This window comes from Haloferax sp. ATB1, assembly GCF_000730175.1.
Genome location: NZ_JPES01000004.1, coordinates 1 through 17,393, shown reverse-complemented (window position 1 = coordinate 17,393; position 17,393 = coordinate 1). Strand labels below are relative to the sequence as shown.

The following is a 17,393-nucleotide window of genomic DNA, read 5'->3' as shown; positions in this document are numbered from 1 at the left end:
GCCCCGCACCTCTCTCGGGGGGTCGAAAAACCATACTGGATGAGCACACTCGAGGAGAGCCCTCGTGTACGACCTATTTTCGGGAAGCCACAGGGGATTACTCGGTCGTGAGGCGGTCGTAGAACGTTCGGGGCTCGACAATATCGATCCCACGGAACGAGTCGAGATCGAGCAAGTGGCGGTCGCCGGAGACGATGTAGTCAACGTTGCCCGCTACGGCAGCTTCGAGGAACTTGTCATCGTCAGGATCAGCCTCGACCGCTGTGATCTCTTCATCCGGGTCGACGAACTCCGCGAAATAGCGGATCGTTTCGACCTCCTGTTGGACGTCTTCTTCGTCCATGTGGAACTTCTCCGGGTATTTGAGCAGGGTGTCTCGAAATTCCGTGAGCGTCGCGACGGAGACGACGATCTGATACTCGCTGCTAAACCCCTTGACGACTATCTCGTGGGGGACGCCAGTTGCGATAACGCTCGAAATGAGAACGTTCGTATCGAGAACCGCTCTCATTCATCGGCGCCCCGCGCATCATGCACCAGCTCGTTGACCTCGTCCATCGAGAGGTCGACCGTCTCAGCACGCTCTTCGACCCGCTGCTGGAACTTCTCGACGGAGGGGAGCTCGAGTTTCTTCAGTACGAGGCCGTAGTCCGTCGGGACGACCATCAGCTTCGTGCCCTTTTCGAGGCCGAACTGTTTGCGTAGCCGACTCGGGATGGTGATCTGTCCCTTCGACGTCACCGTCGTTACCTCAGGATCGTCAGTACTCATGGGCGATTCTATGTAAGAATTCCTTACGCAGCGACTTCAACCCACCGGTCAGGTTGATTCCACTGCGTCATCCATCGTCGTTTGGTTCCCTTGTCGAGAATCACCGCTCGGGGCCGTAGACGATTGCTGAGCGGCTTTCATAGCCACACTCCCGACACTCGAACCACCGTTGAATCTTCGCACCGTCAGCACTCTTCTGGCCGACGACGACCTCGTCGTTCGGACACTCTGGGCAGCGGAGCTCTGGCTGGGGGCGCTTTTCGAGTTCGTCCCGAAGCCACGTGGTGTCCTTTGTCGCGAATCCGCGCGACCACACGGGGTAGCCCTCGACGAGAATCGCGGCCCGCCACTTGTGGACGTACGAATCCGGCGCACGGTGCAGGACTGCTCGGGCGTTGGTCTCTGTGTTTCGGTACGCCAGGGTCGGAGTACGGCTCTCTCGGGTCCAGTTGGTGAGTCGTGTCATAGTTACTCCTCGAAAAGACAGCGAGCAGCTGCGTCGTCGCCGGCAAGCGTCTGCTGGTCCTCGGCTGTATTGGCGAAGAGACTGGACTGCTCACCCTCGGACGAGTGCTTGACTTCCGGTCGGTCGTCGACACCGAACTCGCTGGCTTCGGGGCGATCGAGCCGTGAATCCCGGTCACGATGATCCACGTCAGCGCCGAAGTCCTCGAGTGAGGTCTCGACGCTTGTTTCGGTTACTTCGAGTTGGCCATCGTCACCGAATGCGGTCTGTCGTTGAATCTCGATCTCTGGTCGATCGCTCATCTGGATTGAGCCTCCACCCACCGAGGCTCCGACAGACACCTCCGGGCGTTGGGTCAATCGTCTTGGGCGCGGATTTCGCTGGCCCGCTTTTCAAGCCGGCGAAGAATCGGGACCCGTTGCTGATTCGCGTTCTCGTAGGCGACGCAGGCTCGCAGCGTCTCCATATCGTTGATCGTTACGATACCAGCGTTGATGAGCCGCGTATTCGGGGGTTCGAGCCGTTGTTCTGGCGAAAGCTCGCTTGCGTCTGTTGTTTGACTATCTGAATTGCTCACTGATGGTCGCCTCCGCCACTGCTGAGGCGACAAAAAACGGCCCTCGCCGTTACTCGTCTTCTTCCTCGGGTTGGATCTGGCGGGCGTCCTCAGCGAGATCGTGGATGTACTTTCGAAGAATCTCCATGTCCTCGCGAGCGTCTTCGAGAGTCTTACCTTTCGCTTTGGCCACGATTTTGTCCTGATCGCGGGTGCCCGTCCCGCGAGTAAGCTTCACGGTAAGGGAGACGCCGATGTCACTGCGTTCGACGTACTCCGTTCGTGTCGCCTGTTCAGTGGCTTCGGTCGATTCATCATCCGCACGAGATGGTTGGGTGTGTTCTGACATGGATCTCTTTCGGTGATTGGTATTTAGATGGACGGTGCGGCCGGCTCGCCGGGTGTTTCGTGAAGGACTGCATCGATCTCGGCCCCGGTGAGTCGCCAGCTTCCAGCAGACCCAGCACAGTCCAGCTGGCTCACGACCTCGGTTTTGAACGCCTGGTAGTGGTCGAGGGCGAACGCTTCGTCATCCGTGTAGTCGAGGAGGAGTGCGAGCGCGAGTTGTGCTGGACCACTACCACCATATCCCCATTCGAATCCCGAGGGACTGTGATTCACCAGCGCGAGACTCCGTTCTGGCGTGAGCTGTTCTTGGCCGGGACGTTTCTCAACGATAGCCTGCCCGCTCTGCCGATACCCGACGTAGGCGATGTCGCAGTCGCTCGCTGGGTGTGTCTGTTCAATCGAGTGTGTGTCGCTAGGTCTACTCATCGGTCTGTTCGGGAGCTACTCGTTCGAGCACCCCCGCACCCCTCAGGGGGCGAAAAACAGCCACAGGAACTGCTATCCCCTACGCGAGATGGGAGATATCGGCTGGTTCGTCGACATCGTCGAACTCGCCTTGTTCGACCGGCTGCCAGTCATCACCGGGTGCTGGACTCCACCAGTCGACCTTGTAGGCACCCGGTGCGCCGAGGACCTTCACCCGTGCCGACCCATCGGGTAGGTCGCGACGGAGCTTTTCGTCGACGTGGAGGTTCCACGTCGAGTGGGTGTCGAAGCAGGCGAGGACGGCCTCCTCGTAGCCACGTGTCTCCCGTGACTCTTGCAGTTTAACCTGCGTGTTGCAGTTCTTGCAGAACACTCCCTCGAAAGGGATGTGACTGAATACCTCGTGCCCGCAGACCGGACACCAGAGGAACTCGAACAGTGCGTTACTGTGCCGGTCGATGACTTCCAGACTCATCTGTGAATCTGGCCCGATTGAGACGGGCCACCCATCCCGGCCCACAAATAAACGTCTCCGTAACTGTGAGTATGTCCCTCAGCGCTCGGCGCCGTACACGATTCGCGAGGGTGCTTCGTGCCCACAGTTTCGACACTCGAACCAGCGCTGGACCGTCGCACCGTCAGCCGATTTCCCACCGACGACTACGTCGCCGTTCAGACACTCCGGGCAGCTCAGCTCGGGCGTAGGTTGGTCGCGGAGAACGTTCCTGAACGCTTTCGCGTCCTTCGTCTCGTATCCCCGCGACCACACCGGGTAGCCGTCGACGAGGATAGCGCCACGCCACTTGTAGCGGTAGGAGTCTGGCGCTCTGTGCAGGACGGCTCGCGCACCGGTCTCGGTGTTCCGATACGCGAGCGTCGGCGTGCGACTTTCGCGCCGCCAGTTTGTGATCCGGGACATCTGTTAGAAGTGGACGTCGGCGGGCACGATCCAGAGCTCCTCGCTTTCTTCGAGGACTCGATCCAGCTGCTCGCGATGGCGGATACCGTTCGCATACTCGTTGTACAGGAACACCGTCGGCCCGTCGTAGGCGCCGACCTGGTGGAAGGCGTGCCGAGCGAGATCCTCGTCGCGCATGATCTCCTCGTCGGAGAGTTCGTCGAGTGCTTCCTTCACCCGGTCGAGGTTGCGCTCGAACTCCTCTTTCGTCGCCTTCCAGCCACGCTCGAGGAGATCCTGGCCGTCATCGGAGTCAACGGGGGCCGCGGTCGGGAGATCACCCCATCGCGCCTTCCCCGCAACGGACGTGTCTTCCTCATCGAAAGTCACGTGGTAGTCGAAGACGGCGCCGGCGTGTGGGTCGGCGCCGACTAGGCGGTCGAACACCGACTTTCCGGTGGATAGTGCTTCGTCTTCTGTCGATGCTTCTACCAGACTGTAAATGACCATGTGCATCTCGAACACCTCGAAACGCCGACGCACCGGGAGTCGTTGCTCGCTCGCTCCTGCTGCGCCGGCACCCATCGCCGGCGCTCGAAAAACCCATCTCGAAATACGTGCGTTTCAGAATTTTCCGCACGCTCAACGGATGGAATGATCCCGGATTGTTACCTTTGTTTTGGCTGTTAAATCCCTATGAACGGTGGTCTAAGTCAGAAATCCTCAATCTGATATTTCTCATTCAGCGCTGAACGATCCGATAACGCTGAATCTGTCACCGTCACAATCACCTGATACTCCGGCAATTCTTCTGGCAACGCCAATACAAAGTTTGTAATATCGGGTGCATTTCCTGTGTCCGGGATATCGAAATATGGAGAGTCAAATATGAACATCCGGATCGGCAGCGTGTTCGACTGCTCTGCCAGCTGCTTCAAGACGGCCGTATGGAACAGTAAGGCCAGAATCTTCCCCTCGTTCGAGTACTCGTTATGCCGATCGGACGGGACATCATTCCCGTCCTCGATCACGACGGTGAAATCGTAGCCCCCCTGTGGATTGAACACAACATTCTGGGCATCGGCAAACCGACCATGTTCGAAGTAGGAGAGAAGGTTATTCATCTCCTCCCGTAAGCTGTTCTTGAGATCAGTTCGCTCTTCCTCAATATGCCGACGAACGATCCGCTCGAAAGTTTGCAACGCTTGTCGTTTCTCCACCTTCTCACGGCGGCGTTCGTACGCCCCTTCTAAATCTTCAATACATCCAGTAGTGTCGTCAAGTTCGTCCTCCTTGGCATTGATCTCCACTTGGACCGATGTCGCATCCCGCTCCAGCGAAGATATTTCTGTTTCCAATTCATCCCGCCGGTCGATTAACTGGGTGACATCGCTCTCCGCGATCTGTGATTCTATCGTTTCCAGCTGTTCCTGATGATCTTGAACCCGTGACTCAAGAAGATCTAGTTCCCCCTCGAGTTTTCGTTCCCGGGATCGCAACTCGGTCAGTTGCTCTTCCACCTCTTCGCGTTCCATGGCTGATTCACGTACGTCCCGCTCGGTGGCCGTTTCAATCCTCTTGTCTGGGACCTCCTTACGACACAGCGGACAATCTCCATCATTCAACAGCCGGCGGCGTTGCGAATCATCGACATCGTTTGTACAGATTGGGCACCGTTCCGGGATGCTCATCATCTCCTGCAGGTCCTGAGCTGTTGAATGAACCTCTTCCCCCATCTCCATCTCCTCATATCGCTCGATACTCAGCCGGGTTTCCCGCAAATCACCGCGTGTCTCCCGTTTTTCGGACTCCAAGTTGTTTATTTGCCGTTGCAGCCGCAGCTTCTCTGACTCCAGCTGTTCCAGCTCATTATCCTGTTCTAGCGTTTCATTGATAGAGCGAAGTTCCGCTCGACGATCCGCTAATTTTGTTTCAATCTCCTTCTTGCTCTCCTGTAATTCGGCCAGCCGTTCCGCCAATTTCTTCTCTCGGCTCTGGGCGGTTTTAAGCTCTTCTGCGGCTGTTTCTTCTTCTTCGGTCAGCTCATACTTCTCAGATCGCCGTTTCTTGCTCTGGTTGATCACAGCGGCTAGGTTAATGCCGAACAGAAGGTCAATGAAATCCTCTTTGTCCTGCCAGCGGAGGAACTTCTTGTACTCTGGCGCCATCAAGCAGAACAATGAGAAAATGTTGTACCGACCAAACTCCCGGGATTCAACCGGCCAGATACCGAACGCCTCGGAAACATCCTGCTGTGTGTTCCGGGCTTGGAAGGGGATGTCATCCTCCGACGATGGATCTGTATTCAGCTTTGGCCGATCGTCACCTGAATACCCGCGGCCGTCCCGGTTTAAAAGCCGTTGAACCAAATAGTGGTTCGTATCGACCGACCAATTCCCGGTTGTTTCTAGCGAATCCTGCTCGGACTGGATCGGGTCGGTCAGTGTAATTCGTTGTTTTTCCTGACGGCCGAACAGGTTAAACCGAATTGCCTCAAGGATCGCAGTCTTTCCCTGATCATTTGGGCCGTAGAGAGCTGTATCAGTGTCATCTAGCCGGACCACCCGGTCATCCAGATTTCGGAACTGTTGCGCCCGAATCCGCCGTATCGTTACCCTATCAACGGGAAACTCCGGTTCGTGGTAGTTCGCTTCGAGCAGCTGGCGGCACTCGTCAATCTGATCCGGCTCCATGTCCTCTGCCTCCAACGCCTCAATGATACTCACAATGATCTCCTCACGCTCAGGCATGTGCGAACTCCCCCGTTAACTCGTCTAAGAACTCGATTTCGTTCGCTTTGAATTTTCTCCGCGGGCCGACGAGGAGTTCTGCTCCAGTCGAGGCCTTCTGGAGACGGTCCCCCTCACTAATATACTGAACAAAGTCATCGTGCGTCATGTGGGCGATTTCGTCGATTACCGTTTGCTGGGCATAGTTCCAAGATGAGAGCATCATACTATCGGCGTGTTCGATCCGGTCGTAGAACTCGTTCACCATGATTTCGCCCGCAGGCGCTAATTCGACACCATAGCGGCGTTCGTGTTCTCCGACCTCCCCCGTCCCCTTCTGACCGATAACAGGTTCCTCAATTAGTTGCCAGGCGAACAAGCGGTTCTTATCTTCGTAGACGTCGGACGAGAAGGGGCCGGAGCTACGTTTCGTGAAGCGGTAACGGTATCCAGTACGGTCAAGCATTCCGAGATCGCCTTCTAATTCTCCGATGGCAGCGTAGTCATCTTGTTGCGCGATCCTACGGTTCACGAGGTAGACCAGCTTCTGTAGGCGGTACCGCGATTCAATCATTCCAGTGTCGGACCGGTCGCCGTAATCCTTCACCAGCTTCAGTAGCATTGCGAAGTCAATGAGCTCGTCAATCCGGAACCGGAGCTCGTTCCACGTTTTCACCAATTCGTCGCTGGCGATCGTCCCGTCGCGGAATGCAGCCAGTTGCTCCTCCGAGAGCCCGAAACTGCTGAGGGTTGAGATGACGCGGTCGTCCGAGAACACCTCTCGATTCAGGAACGAGTAGTACTCCTCTCCGAATTCCTCAAACTCGCTCCTAGTCGCCATGGCCTCGCCGTAGACTTCGGTGATGGTCCGGACGTATTCCTGCCGTTGCTCGGGATCCAATTCGAACCGGTCAACTGCGCGTTCGAGGACTTTCCATTCGTTCGGCATCAGGGCACCCCCAGTTCATCACAAACCTCGTTGTTCCACTCGATCACCTTTTTCGTCCCACCTGAACAGGCCGGATTCGCCGTGTTCAGGTGGCCCAGCGCGTACGCCACGAGGTATTCCTTTGACGGAGCGACGGAAACTCGCGGATAGCGAGATCCAACTGTTTCCGCCTTGTCAGAGCCGTTGACGCAAAGAATAATCTCGCCTTCATTTGGGTAACTCCGCGTCTCAAGATAGTGCTTGAGATGAGGATACGGTTCGTTTTCAAGGCATTCCTGCCAATGGATGATCCAGACGCTGTTCTGAATCAATTTGTCTCGGTCTACGAGGTTGTCTAGTGAGTGGAAGTATTCCTGGATCAGGAGCTTGTCGCCGTGGATTCCGTCCCGGATCTCCTGCACGATGTCGGTGAAGTCTTGGCCGTAGCAGCCGCCGCTCTTGGTGAGAATCAGTAGATTTTCTTCGTGCGGGACGGCATCTTGTGGCGAGTTATACCGGGTAATCATTTCTGTTCTCCAGCGATAATCCGGAGCCTTCGTTGGATCGATTCCAGTTTTTGATGCTCCTGCTCCAAACGTTCATTCTTGTTCTCTCCTTGTCCTTTGATAATGGTTTCCTTCGACAGTTCACTGTGCGTCTCAAAATCGTCTCTCCATGCCTCGAAATCACGTCGTAGCTCTCTCCCGTGGACCGTCTTTGCGTTCGATAACAGTTCTGATAAATCGTTCATCCGATCAGTGAATTCATCATATGCGTCTTGCTTGGCGTGGCTACGATCGTCCTCGCTGACCCATGCGAGGGAGTCTTGCCACGCTGTGACTGTCCCTGTGATAGTCTCGCGGTCGGGTTGTTTGTCAACGACCCGTGCGTGGTACCCGACGGCGAGTAAGGCGGCGAATAGGGTAGTGAGCATTACGGAGAAGATGTAATCCAGACGGCCGATACCAGTTCTACCGGTTGTGGCGAGAATGAGGAGGAGGTAGCCAAATGTGATGACAACGCCTGATGCGGCGATGTAGCAAAGGATGGAAATGGCGAGGCGACGCACTTGTTGGAGTGGTGGGGAAAAGGTGCGTTTCCTCATTTTGGCTGTGAACAGGATGAGGATGCCAAGGAAGATGACAGAAGTAGCGGCGTAGACGCCAATGAAGAAATTGGGGTTTGATATTTGGAGGAGGAGGGAGCTGGAGAACTGGAAGGTAAGAAAGACGGAGGCGAATTCAAGGAGAAGAACTTGAAGGAACAGATGGATCCCGTGACCGAATGTTATGTGATCGATGAGGCGTTGGATTGTCCGCTGAGCCTCCATATGGATTCCATGGATGCACCTGACATATAAAAAAGTGGACCTGCCCCAGAGTTTCCTTTCTCAGGCCTCCTCCACTCGTTCGACAGTGATGGTCAGGTTGCCCGATTCGTAGTCGGCCTCGAAGTCGACGGTGAACGCATCCGAGTCGTACGCGGCGTGGTAGGCACGGTGTCGTTCGAGCGACCCCGTCGCCTTGAAGTGGAAGAACGCAGCTGAGGTGTAGGGCTTGCTCTGGGTCTCGACCTGCGTCTCGACAGAGGCCGGGAGCGCGATTTGTGGTGTGTCCGTGTCGATACTCGCAGCGAATTTCTTCGCTTCCTCGACGGTCGCCTGCGAATGTGCAGGCGTCTCGCCGGTTAGCACGTTCACCGGTGTTTCCGTGTCGTCGGTGAACAGGATGTCTTCGAAGGTGCGTGTCCCGAGGACAGCGGCGGGACCTAACTCGCAATCGTGGAATGGGTCGTCGTCTGGTTTCTCGGGCATCAAATCACGAGCCTACGATGGGGCTCAGTCCTTTCTGCCCCAGAAAAACCACCATCTGCTTCGACGCAAATCGCCCTACGAGCGGCTGAGTGTCGCGTCCGGAGACGGTGCTTCACCGCTCGGGATGCGCAACTCTTGGCGCTTCCCGATCCACTCGCCGAGCTTCTGTGTGAGGTACTGGCGAGCCGTCGACCGGGTGAACACACCCTTGTTGACCATATCGCCAACGACGTCTTTCAGTGCCCGGAACTGCCCCTTCAGATGGCCGTCGCCGACCGGCTCGCCGTCGTGCCACCGAACGGTCGCGAGCGCACCGTTCCCGACCGTCTCGCCGTGGTCGATTGTCTCCGAATCGTACTGCAGGCCGAACCACAGCGTCCGATAGGCGGTCACCTCGAAGGTGGGTGACACCACGAAGAACGCCTCGTGGTGGAGGTAGTCGAGGTGGTCCGCGACGATCTCGTCGAGGGTAAGCCCGGTGGCGCGTGGCTTCGGCTCGACGACCGTCGACGGGCGGTCTTCGCCGGCGAGGTAGCCGTCGACGGCATCTGCCTCGAGGCCATCGGCCAGCTCTGCCAGCAGTTGTTTCGCCCACTTGGAGTCGGTGTCCTCGCCACCGAACGGCGACTCAGGCGAGATTCGGCGCTTGAGCTTGAGATTCGCTGCACCCCAATGAGAGTAGTGGAGCGTGTACTGTCCATCGGTTCGTTCGTACGCAACGAGTGCGCGGTGGCCCATTGAACAATCACCTCGCAGGACGACCCACGACTGGACGCCCCGCACCCCTCCCGGGGGACGAACAACGCTACTCGTCGATCGGCTCGGGAGAACTGAGGTCCGCGTGAAGGACCTCACCGTCGCAGATGACGTACCGTTTCGCCAGCACGGGAAATCGGCACTTGGTAAATCCGGCTGTCTGGATGTCGAATTCTTCGTCCGGCTCGAGATACTCCGCGAGCGACCGGAGGAACTCGTGGGTGACGATGCCACCGTCGTAGTCAGGAAGCCCGTTCTCACGGGCCTCGTACACGTCGAAGCTGTCGTAGCCCCAGATGATCAGTTCGCCGTCGTCGTCCACCTCCCAGTTGAGCGTCCCGAAGCAGTGGTTCTCACAGAGTTCGCGGACTGCCTGTGGATCCGATACAATCGCGCCGGTCGATGTCGTTGCAGCTTGGAGTGTTGCCATGGGTTGTTCTCGGGAGCGGTCTCGCGCCCCCGCATCCCTTCAGGGGGTAAACAACTGCTCAGGCTGTGGCGGCCACAGGACGCCGCATTGCCGATGCGTCGTGCGGTCAGGACTCTCCGTTGGTGTCGCTGTCCGCCATCGTATCTGGTCGGGTGAGGAGTTCTACCTGCTCTAGAAGCGTCGTTGCTGTGCTGATCCGATCTCGGTCGCCCGGTTCTAATTGCTCGCCGTCGATACTGGTGAGATTGCTGAGCGCGCGGTGTAGCCTGTAGCCGGGTGTGTCTCGTGGGTCCATATGTGCGTCTCCGCCGATCCTCGGCGTCGAAAAACACTGGTGGGCAGTCAGCAGGGCAGTCTGAGGGTGGTCGCAAGCTGGCTTATGTTAACCAACAAAACCGAGCCGAGACCAGAATTGTTGGTTAATCCGCCACCGTCTTTACTGACCGGCTTCGGGTTCGGGCCCGTAGCGGGGCGTCCCGCACCGCTGACAGCCCCACAGTGGCTGGCCAGTCCAGTCGTTGTCGGGCACGTCCTCGAACTCACGAAACCGATGTTCGGTCTCCCGACCGCACTCCCGGCACTCGAGATGGGTTCTGTTCGCTCGCTCGTGTCGTGAGTATTCGCTACTGGTCTCTGCAGCGGATTGCTGGAGCGCAATCGCTGGCACCAGCCAGAGGTCATCGTCTGCTCGCTTACGAAGGCTTGCAAGACGAGATTCGGCGTGAACTCCGCTCCCGGTTTCGTCGTAGAGGAACGTCGCGTGTTCGTCGTTCTGACGCGACGGTGTCGTCTCTGTCCATGATGTCCGCTCACTTGCGGCCGCGAGTACCTGCTCACCACATTCAGACGCGACCCGTACCGCTGAGGGGAGCGAGGGCCACTGGTCGGCGAGCTGTGGAGCAGGTTCCTCATCGAGGTCGTAGATCAACTTGCAGTTATCGACTACTGGGTCACCATCTGCCTTCGCGAGGAGCGTGGCCGCAGCAGATCCCTTTGCCACGGCGCTGTAGAACGTCGACGCCTCGACGAGCAGCTGGATGACGTGGAGGAGTGTCCGTTCGGCATTCGACGTGCCCTGCTCGTCGGCAGCTTCGAGATGGTTCGTGAGACAGAACCGGCACTTCGACCGGTCGGCGGGGATCGACGCTCCACAGGACTCACACTCAGTCGCAACTACTGTCGGGTCGTCTGGATAGCCGGCGTCGACGTCTCCTATTCGCTGCCGCCGAGGCTCGCCACTACTGGTAAGCTGGTCGTCGGGAACGTGGGTCGCTTCGCCGAGCGGCCGGAGAGCTTCATAGTCGGCGTACTGGTCGGTCATAGAGTGGTCTGGCCGTATCATGCTTCGTCTTCGGGTTTAAACAATGGTCCTCACATCAATCAGTCTACAGGCACACAATCGAAAATCGCATGTGGGCACTACACAGCCAGTTCGTCCAGCGCGTCGCGGTGGGTCCGCACGGTGACCACCGAAACGTTCGCAACGTCAGCGACGTCCGACTGGGTGAGCCACCGCCCGTCTTCGCGTCCGGCCTTGTAGAGACAGGCTGCGGCGAACCCGGATGGCCGAACCCCCGTGGTTGCCCCGGTCGATTCGGATGCTTCCGCCAGCTGCCGAGCCCGCTGCCGGATTTGATCGGAGACGTTGAGCTCCGATGCCAATCGCGGGACGAACGCACTGGGCGTCACGGGCTGGGCCAGCAGTCCAAGCTCCGTGTTTAGCGTCGTGTACGCGTTCGTCACCCGTGATTGCTCGACGCGCGCCGACTCGGTGATGTCGTCGAGCGTTCGCGGCCGCCCGTTACACCGACACGCGCCGTAAACGCTCGCGGTGGCCATCGCCTCGATCGACCGGCCCTGCAGGAGGTCCTCGTTCTGGGCGCTGCGGAAGAGCTGGCAGGCCTGGTCACGGATCGTCTCGGATAGTTCGAGCGCACTACTGATCCGGCGGACTTCACTAAGCCCGTGTGCGAGGTTGCGTTCAGCTTTCGACTGAAACCGCCCACGGGTCTGTTCACGCCGCATCCGAGCGAGCCGCCGTCGCTTCTGTCCTGAGAGTTCGTTCCCGTTTGCATCGGTCCCACGGCCGATCTCCGTCGACAACCCACGATCGTGCCGCGCCGCCGTCAACGGAGCGCCAGTCCGTTCGCGCTCGTCTTCGTCGAATGCCCGCCACTCTGGCCCGTGGTCGATCCGCTGCTCGTCGATGACGAGGCCACAGTCCTCGCAGACGGTCTCGACTGTGTTGGTGGTGACCCGGCCGTCGCATTCGGGACACTGGTTAGGGTTCGACTCCGTCTGAACGTCCTCGTCGAAGCCAGTTTCGTAGATGTCTCTGATTGCCATGTTTCTCACCGTGTTCAGGGAACTCGCCAGTACGGCGAGCCCCTCACCCATTGAGGGGACAATAGACACTCACAAGGCCGAAGGATCTACGCCGAGAGTTGAGCTGATTGAATCGCACCGCCTTGTCTCTCTACAATCAATTGTACGTACTATTTATGATACTTTTGGACAATATGGAACGACTCAGGGCGAATCCGAGATCATCCAAAAAATAGCCATTTAGCCATTCGATTCCTCAGGTGCTGTGACACCCCCCACGTCTACTAGCTCCGAAAATTCCAGTTGAGACTGTTACTCGAACCTATTATCACGCGGTTCGAGGTTGTTCAACTCAGTGTAACGGTCACGTTCACCTGGCGGTGTGAATTCGTGGAAGATGAGGCGCCGAAACATCGTGAGCGCTGCCTCGAAATCAGTGAAAAGGTCGTCGAACGGGACGTTCACGCGGTCATTATGCACAACAGCGTTCCGTGTTCCGACGTAAAAATATGCGTTATTCCACTCCGTTGACTCATCGAATCCGGTTGAGAATGATGCGAGGTCATCCACCGGGACACCGAGCTCGTCTGCTAGATTCGCAATCACCGCATCAGTGTCACTCTCAACATCTTCGTCGAAGGCAGCGTACCGCCGGGCGAGCGTTTCGATAGCAGACGCGATTGATGCGGTCTTCGCATTTACTGTCCGTTCCTGGAGTAACGCATCGAAGTACCATGACAGGCACTCACGGTACTTGTACTCTTCTACGCGGCCTACAAACCGGTCATATCCGTGGTCGAGGAACACGAACGGATCGTTCGCCCGTACAATATTCCGCCCAGTGAATGCCGAGCCGATGTCAGCCCGCCACGTTGAGAACCATTTCTCGAACTGCCATGCTGGTTCCTCGCCGTCAATAGCTGTAATAGTTGCTCGGATTGGGGCTGGCATGGTACCTTGCGTGAATCCGAGTAACCACGCAATCGGTTCGATTGTACAGGCCGCGTGATTGACTTGGTGTACTGGCGAACCGTTGACTTCCTGCGTGATCGTCAACGTCCCAGTGCGGAGCTGTCGATGCCATTCTTTAATTTTCCCGATCCGGTCTTCAGTATCCGGGAGTTCAGCTGCGTATACTTCAAACCGATCACGTTCGAGTAGCGGAGTGTCGTTACTACGCGGCAAATATGCACTCGGCGGATCGAAATTTAGCATATCGAACCGGATTGTCACGGGACTTCCAACGATCGCTTCGTCGTCCGGTGCGGTCGTCGTCGTAACAGTCCCGGCTCGGAATCCTATTTCATCATCCTGCTCGTGGTGCTGGTCGGGGATATTTGGTGTGATGAACCCATCCGTGATTTCGATTCGGCCACCGGTCTGTTGGTCGGTTCCGGTTGCATCATGCATTTCCAAGTCTGTCCCGTCTGCTCGGTGCTGTAGGAATAACTCCATCCCACGCTCTCCCCCGGCTGTGTCCGTGACTGCACCGGTTATACGCCCGTCTTCCGTGAGGACAACGCGAACCGTGTCAAAATAGTCGTGCTCGGCGATGTCAATCGTTCGCTCGTCGATTGCGTCGGTGAACATCCAACGTATCTACTGGATCTGAGACCTGTATCGCTGTAAATATACGCGGTAGCACTCTTGGAAGAACGCACCTGTCTTCGGACTCATACTAGCAGTGTTACCCGTTCTGTGGTTCGGTAAAGAACCCGACGTTAATCCCGTCGAACGCCCCCCACGGCTCTCGTTCTCCGAACTGAATTTTCACACCGATCCATGACGAAGCCTCACTCGAATCTAATTCCGGATCGCGGAGTTCGGTAACACCGTCAATCCCGTCGGATTCGATTGCTTCGATTGCTTCATCCACGGTAAACGTGGAGGGGGCTGGTGCGAACTCCCACGTTTCACCGTCATCACCTCGCCGTTGTTCGACTCCGTCCACATCAAGTTCGAGGCGTGCTCCGGAGAGCAGTAACCGTTCTTCTTGCTCCGGGTCTCGGTTAGCGTTTCCTCTGATGTTTTGTAACGGTGCTGCCCAGTTTCTCACGACAACTTGTATGTGCCCGGTTTCTTCACCGATACCGCGTAATTCTGCTAAGAATTCCTCGGCTGTGTCCCTGTCTAAATCCGCGTCTTGGTACTCCTCGTAGAGGTGGTAATGCTTGTCTGTGTACAACGGGGGGAATGGGATACGAATCTGCGTGGCTTTTTTGATTCTATGAATGTATTCGATGAATTCTCGGTCAGTCGGTTCAGGGACTTGGATCCCTTCGAACGGCGTGTCAACTGTTCCGGTTTCCACGTTGTCCGGCCCCGGTGGATCAACTTCGATTTCTGTGAACCCGTCAGATTCGCGGATTTCGAGTAAGTCAAGGTACTGCCCGACGCTCAGAAGTTCCGGTTCAACGCTGAAGTGGAAGTGACCGGTCCCGAGCTCACGGAATACGCGGTCGATTGTTTCCAATTCCCCGGTGACACGGATCGGGTGATCCTCGGTTGGTTCTGCAGCGAGAACGAAATCGAATTTTACGATGCCACTGGAGTGGGAAACTGAGCACACGAGTTCGACGGTTGCTCCGTCTTCTAATTCGAACTCTCGGATCGTGTCTGGGACCGCGTCGCTCGGAATAATGACGGTACTGTCCGGGTTCTGGATTAAGTAGTACTCGTCGTCGTTCGATCGTTGCTCGTCCGGATGCTTGTAAAATTCGGGTGGTGTTCCTTCACCAGTGCTGCTAGTTGTTGATTCGTACACGTGCTGGTAGAGTCGGTGGACACGATCGGCAATATCGAGTGACCAGCGTTCTAGAAATGATGCTGGGACGGTGAGGATGTACGGGTCACCGCCTTCATCGCCGGTGGTTTTGCAGAGAAATGAGATGTACGGGTCGTCCACGGACACGTTTACTGGCGCAGACGCCGAATCATTCTCTCCGGGATCCTCCCTCTCACCGCCTGCGTCCCCGTCATGTTCTGAATTGCTCGTTGGGTCCGTGTCGACCGTACTGGTACTACCACACTCGGGATTGCCCTCATTATTTCCATCGTCACTGCCAGTGGCAGATCTCAGACTGGCTGTGTCGAACGTGGACGTGTCGCTGCCGTGCTCGGGCTCCATAGCGAAGACGGACGTATCATTCACCATGACGCGGTTCCCGTGCTTCACAGCGTTATACGCCTCACGGATATTCAAATAGTACGTCGCTATCGCTTGAAGTTCAGATTCGATGAACGCTTCTGAGTTCTGAATTAACGTATCAAGGGTTTCGTCGTCTAGGGTTTCCGCACCCTTGGACTCTGCGTGGAGTGTCACGTCGCCGGACTGGATCGGTTCATACCCGAAGACCTTGTCGATGAATGCAGCTGCATCTCCTTGGCCTTCCCCAGCGAGGTATGCGTCAAGTTCCCCTTCCCGGCAATTTTCGAAGAACGGTTTTAAATTTCCGGCGCTGGTTCGGATCAAGAGTTCTATGAAGTTCTCGTCGGACTTGATTTCTGAGTACATATACGTCCCGAACTCTTCGACGTACTGTACGGTCGCGCGGAATAGGTCAACCGTCGCATACGTGATTGCTTCGGCTTTTTTCTCGTCCGGGAGATTGTCCACTCCGGCGTCGATTGAACCAGCGAGTTTCACAATGTGGTGATACGCGATTTCCGGGTTGTGGCGGTCACGAATTGCTTCTTCCGGTGACTGCCACTCACCGTCACTTCCGAACTCTGTCCGGTTGAAGTACCCTCGATCTGTCATTACTATGTTGATACGGGTTAACCTACAAAGACCTACGCCCGACCGCACCACTGTGTCTACTGCACGTGTGGTAGATAACACTGCCATTCACTCCAAATTTGACTGAAAGACAATCGACGGGGGATTGGCGATGACCATCCATTTATGATCAAGGTCGTGGCTGCGCGCGCAGCGAAGCGAGCACGGAGCGGAGGGTGGGGCGGAGGGGTCTGGGTCGGCCCGGCACACAGCAAAAAAGAAGACTGCTCCGACTGGCTATGCTTCCCACCACCGACCGCGCTCTGGGAAGTGGATATCAGACCACCCGGTCAGCGCGATTGAGCACCGACCTTCGTACCAGTTCTTGGCTGCTGCCCTGAACCGCACCTTTTGACCTTCACGCACCACCGTCTGCCCGGATTTCTCCCAGCAGGTAAACTTGATCTTCCCGCTGTCATCCGCTATCAGCCCGACTTGCTGAATCGCGCTACTGCTCGGTTCCCAAAGGGTCTGCACAGTTCCTTCAACCGTCACCTCACCGACCGGGACGTCCGGCACGTCCGCGATGGGCACGATTGCCCCCGGCGCCGCCTTCAGTTCCTCGAGGGTCTCCAGCACCGCCTTCGTGACGTCCCGACCGCGTGCCACCTTCTCAGCCAGCTGCTTCGCGACAACCGCTCTCGACCAGCCGCCCTGCACTTCGTCGCTGATCCGCATCGCTTGCTCGTTGACCTCCGCGAGTTCCTCCTGCGTCAGCTTCTCCCGGGGATCCGTGCGCTCCACCGAGTCCGGCTCGTCACGGCCACACAGCTCGCTGACGACCTCTCGCGTGCGCTGCTCACGACCATCCTGCGTTCCCAGCTCGGCCTGGGCACTGATGCGCTCCAGTTCGGCTTCCCGCGCCTGAATGCGCTCCTCCTGTTCGAGGGTGACGCCGTGAATCCGGTCTTCGCTCGTGTCCGCGATCCCGTCCGGGTGGTTCGCATCTACCTTCGCCTGCGTCTCCTGCTCGACCGTGGCCTCGAACTCCGGCGTCTCGTCGACGACCGGGAAGCCGTCTTCATCGACCGCCTGACCGCCCGCGTTCTCGAATGCCTGTTCATCCACCGTAACGACCTTGCTACTAGAGCTGTTACTTGACATTGGGACTTCACCAAGTTCCGAAGGCGCTCACGCGCCGACACCGCGATGCTGCTACATCGCGGTTT

23 protein-coding genes are annotated in these 17,393 nt (G+C 57.2%); all 23 read right to left on the bottom strand.

What is annotated here, in order from left to right:
- Nucleotides 1-97 precede the first annotated feature (97 nt).
- The 23 genes from ATB1_RS00565 to ATB1_RS00455 all read right to left on the bottom strand — a co-directional run bounded on the left by ATB1_RS00565 (nucleotide 98) and on the right by ATB1_RS00455 (nucleotide 17,328).
- The gene (locus tag ATB1_RS00565; RefSeq protein ID WP_042661788.1) at nucleotides 98-511 is read right to left on the bottom strand and encodes a putative toxin-antitoxin system toxin component, PIN family; all 414 of its coding nucleotides are present in this window, start codon (nucleotides 509-511) and stop codon (nucleotides 98-100) included.
- Nucleotides 508-771 (bottom strand): AbrB/MazE/SpoVT family DNA-binding domain-containing protein, encoded by a 264-nt coding sequence (locus ATB1_RS00560; RefSeq protein WP_042661787.1) that lies wholly within the window; start codon nucleotides 769-771, stop codon nucleotides 508-510. The genes ATB1_RS00565 and ATB1_RS00560 overlap by 4 nt, the downstream gene beginning before the upstream one ends.
- 100 nt (nucleotides 772-871) lie before the next feature.
- Nucleotides 872-1,237, bottom strand: a complete 366-nt coding sequence (locus ATB1_RS00555; protein WP_042661786.1) for a hypothetical protein — start codon at nucleotides 1,235-1,237, stop codon at nucleotides 872-874.
- Between the two features lie 2 nt (nucleotides 1,238-1,239).
- Nucleotides 1,240-1,539: a hypothetical protein gene (locus tag ATB1_RS00550; RefSeq protein WP_042661785.1), complete on the bottom strand. Its 300-nt coding sequence runs from the start codon at nucleotides 1,537-1,539 to the stop codon at nucleotides 1,240-1,242.
- Nucleotides 1,540-1,592: 53 nt separating this feature from the next.
- On the bottom strand, nucleotides 1,593-1,814 hold the full coding sequence (locus ATB1_RS00545) for a hypothetical protein (RefSeq protein WP_042661784.1): 222 nt from the start codon (nucleotides 1,812-1,814) through the stop codon (nucleotides 1,593-1,595).
- Nucleotides 1,815-1,863: 49 nt separating this feature from the next.
- Entirely contained in the window at nucleotides 1,864-2,142 is a 279-nt protein-coding gene (locus tag ATB1_RS00540) for a hypothetical protein (protein ID WP_042661783.1), read from the bottom strand.
- Nucleotides 2,143-2,165: 23 nt separating this feature from the next.
- On the bottom strand, nucleotides 2,166-2,567 hold the full coding sequence (locus ATB1_RS00535; RefSeq protein ID WP_042661782.1) for a DUF6166 domain-containing protein: 402 nt from the start codon (nucleotides 2,565-2,567) through the stop codon (nucleotides 2,166-2,168).
- Nucleotides 2,568-2,646: 79 nt separating this feature from the next.
- On the bottom strand, nucleotides 2,647-3,042 hold the full coding sequence (locus tag ATB1_RS00530; protein WP_042661781.1) for a hypothetical protein: 396 nt from the start codon (nucleotides 3,040-3,042) through the stop codon (nucleotides 2,647-2,649).
- A gap of 78 nt (nucleotides 3,043-3,120) precedes the next feature.
- Complete coding sequence (locus tag ATB1_RS00525) at nucleotides 3,121-3,486, bottom strand: hypothetical protein (RefSeq protein WP_042661780.1); 366 nt, start codon at nucleotides 3,484-3,486, stop codon at nucleotides 3,121-3,123.
- A gap of 3 nt (nucleotides 3,487-3,489) precedes the next feature.
- Nucleotides 3,490-3,981: a hypothetical protein gene (locus ATB1_RS00520; RefSeq protein WP_042661848.1), complete on the bottom strand. Its 492-nt coding sequence runs from the start codon at nucleotides 3,979-3,981 to the stop codon at nucleotides 3,490-3,492.
- Nucleotides 3,982-4,178: 197 nt separating this feature from the next.
- Nucleotides 4,179-6,215, bottom strand: a complete 2,037-nt coding sequence (locus tag ATB1_RS00515) for an AAA family ATPase (RefSeq protein WP_042661779.1) — start codon at nucleotides 6,213-6,215, stop codon at nucleotides 4,179-4,181.
- On the bottom strand, nucleotides 6,208-7,143 hold the full coding sequence (locus tag ATB1_RS00510; protein ID WP_042661778.1) for a hypothetical protein: 936 nt from the start codon (nucleotides 7,141-7,143) through the stop codon (nucleotides 6,208-6,210). The genes ATB1_RS00515 and ATB1_RS00510 overlap by 8 nt, the downstream gene beginning before the upstream one ends.
- Nucleotides 7,143-7,649 carry a hypothetical protein gene (locus tag ATB1_RS00505; RefSeq protein ID WP_042661777.1) on the bottom strand — a complete coding sequence of 169 codons (507 nt, stop codon included), beginning with the start codon at nucleotides 7,647-7,649 and terminating at the stop codon, nucleotides 7,143-7,145. The genes ATB1_RS00510 and ATB1_RS00505 overlap by 1 nt, the downstream gene beginning before the upstream one ends.
- On the bottom strand, nucleotides 7,646-8,452 hold the full coding sequence (locus ATB1_RS00500) for a hypothetical protein (protein ID WP_042661776.1): 807 nt from the start codon (nucleotides 8,450-8,452) through the stop codon (nucleotides 7,646-7,648). Before ATB1_RS00500 ends, ATB1_RS00505 begins: the two co-directional genes overlap by 4 nt.
- A gap of 60 nt (nucleotides 8,453-8,512) precedes the next feature.
- On the bottom strand, nucleotides 8,513-8,935 hold the full coding sequence (locus ATB1_RS00495; protein ID WP_042661775.1) for a hypothetical protein: 423 nt from the start codon (nucleotides 8,933-8,935) through the stop codon (nucleotides 8,513-8,515).
- Between the two features lie 75 nt (nucleotides 8,936-9,010).
- Nucleotides 9,011-9,673 (bottom strand): DUF6735 family protein, encoded by a 663-nt coding sequence (locus tag ATB1_RS00490; protein WP_042661774.1) that lies wholly within the window; start codon nucleotides 9,671-9,673, stop codon nucleotides 9,011-9,013.
- 67 nt (nucleotides 9,674-9,740) lie between these two features.
- Complete coding sequence (locus ATB1_RS00485; protein ID WP_042661773.1) at nucleotides 9,741-10,121, bottom strand: hypothetical protein; 381 nt, start codon at nucleotides 10,119-10,121, stop codon at nucleotides 9,741-9,743.
- Nucleotides 10,122-10,227: 106 nt separating this feature from the next.
- Complete coding sequence (locus ATB1_RS00480; RefSeq protein ID WP_042661772.1) at nucleotides 10,228-10,416, bottom strand: hypothetical protein; 189 nt, start codon at nucleotides 10,414-10,416, stop codon at nucleotides 10,228-10,230.
- A 141-nt stretch (nucleotides 10,417-10,557) separates the two neighbouring features.
- A complete protein-coding gene (locus ATB1_RS00475) occupies nucleotides 10,558-11,442 on the bottom strand; it encodes a hypothetical protein (RefSeq protein WP_042661771.1) in 885 nt (294 codons plus the stop codon).
- A 98-nt stretch (nucleotides 11,443-11,540) separates the two neighbouring features.
- Entirely contained in the window at nucleotides 11,541-12,467 is a 927-nt protein-coding gene (locus ATB1_RS00470; protein ID WP_042661847.1) for a transcription initiation factor IIB family protein, read from the bottom strand.
- Between the two features lie 291 nt (nucleotides 12,468-12,758).
- Entirely contained in the window at nucleotides 12,759-14,036 is a 1,278-nt protein-coding gene (locus ATB1_RS00465) for a hypothetical protein (protein WP_042661770.1), read from the bottom strand.
- Between the two features lie 97 nt (nucleotides 14,037-14,133).
- The gene (locus ATB1_RS00460) at nucleotides 14,134-16,206 is read right to left on the bottom strand and encodes a hypothetical protein (protein ID WP_042661769.1); all 2,073 of its coding nucleotides are present in this window, start codon (nucleotides 16,204-16,206) and stop codon (nucleotides 14,134-14,136) included.
- Between the two features lie 255 nt (nucleotides 16,207-16,461).
- On the bottom strand, nucleotides 16,462-17,328 hold the full coding sequence (locus ATB1_RS00455) for a DNA-binding protein (protein ID WP_042661768.1): 867 nt from the start codon (nucleotides 17,326-17,328) through the stop codon (nucleotides 16,462-16,464).
- Nucleotides 17,329-17,393: the final 65 nt, after the last annotated feature.

Bases quoted from the DNA above. Each gene is read 5' to 3' on its own strand.
- ATB1_RS00565 (WP_042661788.1), bottom strand. From the start codon at position 511: ATGAGAGCGGTTCTCGATACGAACGTTCTCATTTCGAGCGTTATCGCA.
- ATB1_RS00560 (WP_042661787.1), bottom strand. From the start codon at position 771: ATGAGTACTGACGATCCTGAGGTAACGACGGTGACGTCGAAGGGACAG.
- ATB1_RS00555 (WP_042661786.1), bottom strand. From the start codon at position 1,237: ATGACACGACTCACCAACTGGACCCGAGAGAGCCGTACTCCGACCCTG.
- ATB1_RS00550 (WP_042661785.1), bottom strand. From the start codon at position 1,539: ATGAGCGATCGACCAGAGATCGAGATTCAACGACAGACCGCATTCGGT.
- ATB1_RS00540 (WP_042661783.1), bottom strand. From the start codon at position 2,142: ATGTCAGAACACACCCAACCATCTCGTGCGGATGATGAATCGACCGAA.
- ATB1_RS00535 (WP_042661782.1), bottom strand. From the start codon at position 2,567: ATGAGTAGACCTAGCGACACACACTCGATTGAACAGACACACCCAGCG.
- ATB1_RS00530 (WP_042661781.1), bottom strand. From the start codon at position 3,042: ATGAGTCTGGAAGTCATCGACCGGCACAGTAACGCACTGTTCGAGTTC.
- ATB1_RS00525 (WP_042661780.1), bottom strand. From the start codon at position 3,486: ATGTCCCGGATCACAAACTGGCGGCGCGAAAGTCGCACGCCGACGCTC.
- ATB1_RS00520 (WP_042661848.1), bottom strand. From the start codon at position 3,981: ATGCACATGGTCATTTACAGTCTGGTAGAAGCATCGACAGAAGACGAA.
- ATB1_RS00515 (WP_042661779.1), bottom strand. From the start codon at position 6,215: ATGCCTGAGCGTGAGGAGATCATTGTGAGTATCATTGAGGCGTTGGAG.
- ATB1_RS00510 (WP_042661778.1), bottom strand. From the start codon at position 7,143: ATGCCGAACGAATGGAAAGTCCTCGAACGCGCAGTTGACCGGTTCGAA.
- ATB1_RS00505 (WP_042661777.1), bottom strand. From the start codon at position 7,649: ATGATTACCCGGTATAACTCGCCACAAGATGCCGTCCCGCACGAAGAA.
- ATB1_RS00500 (WP_042661776.1), bottom strand. From the start codon at position 8,452: ATGGAGGCTCAGCGGACAATCCAACGCCTCATCGATCACATAACATTC.
- ATB1_RS00495 (WP_042661775.1), bottom strand. From the start codon at position 8,935: ATGCCCGAGAAACCAGACGACGACCCATTCCACGATTGCGAGTTAGGT.
- ATB1_RS00490 (WP_042661774.1), bottom strand. From the start codon at position 9,673: ATGGGCCACCGCGCACTCGTTGCGTACGAACGAACCGATGGACAGTAC.
- ATB1_RS00485 (WP_042661773.1), bottom strand. From the start codon at position 10,121: ATGGCAACACTCCAAGCTGCAACGACATCGACCGGCGCGATTGTATCG.
- ATB1_RS00480 (WP_042661772.1), bottom strand. From the start codon at position 10,416: ATGGACCCACGAGACACACCCGGCTACAGGCTACACCGCGCGCTCAGC.
- ATB1_RS00475 (WP_042661771.1), bottom strand. From the start codon at position 11,442: ATGACCGACCAGTACGCCGACTATGAAGCTCTCCGGCCGCTCGGCGAA.
- ATB1_RS00470 (WP_042661847.1), bottom strand. From the start codon at position 12,467: ATGGCAATCAGAGACATCTACGAAACTGGCTTCGACGAGGACGTTCAG.
- ATB1_RS00465 (WP_042661770.1), bottom strand. From the start codon at position 14,036: ATGTTCACCGACGCAATCGACGAGCGAACGATTGACATCGCCGAGCAC.
- ATB1_RS00460 (WP_042661769.1), bottom strand. From the start codon at position 16,206: ATGACAGATCGAGGGTACTTCAACCGGACAGAGTTCGGAAGTGACGGT.
- ATB1_RS00455 (WP_042661768.1), bottom strand. From the start codon at position 17,328: ATGTCAAGTAACAGCTCTAGTAGCAAGGTCGTTACGGTGGATGAACAG.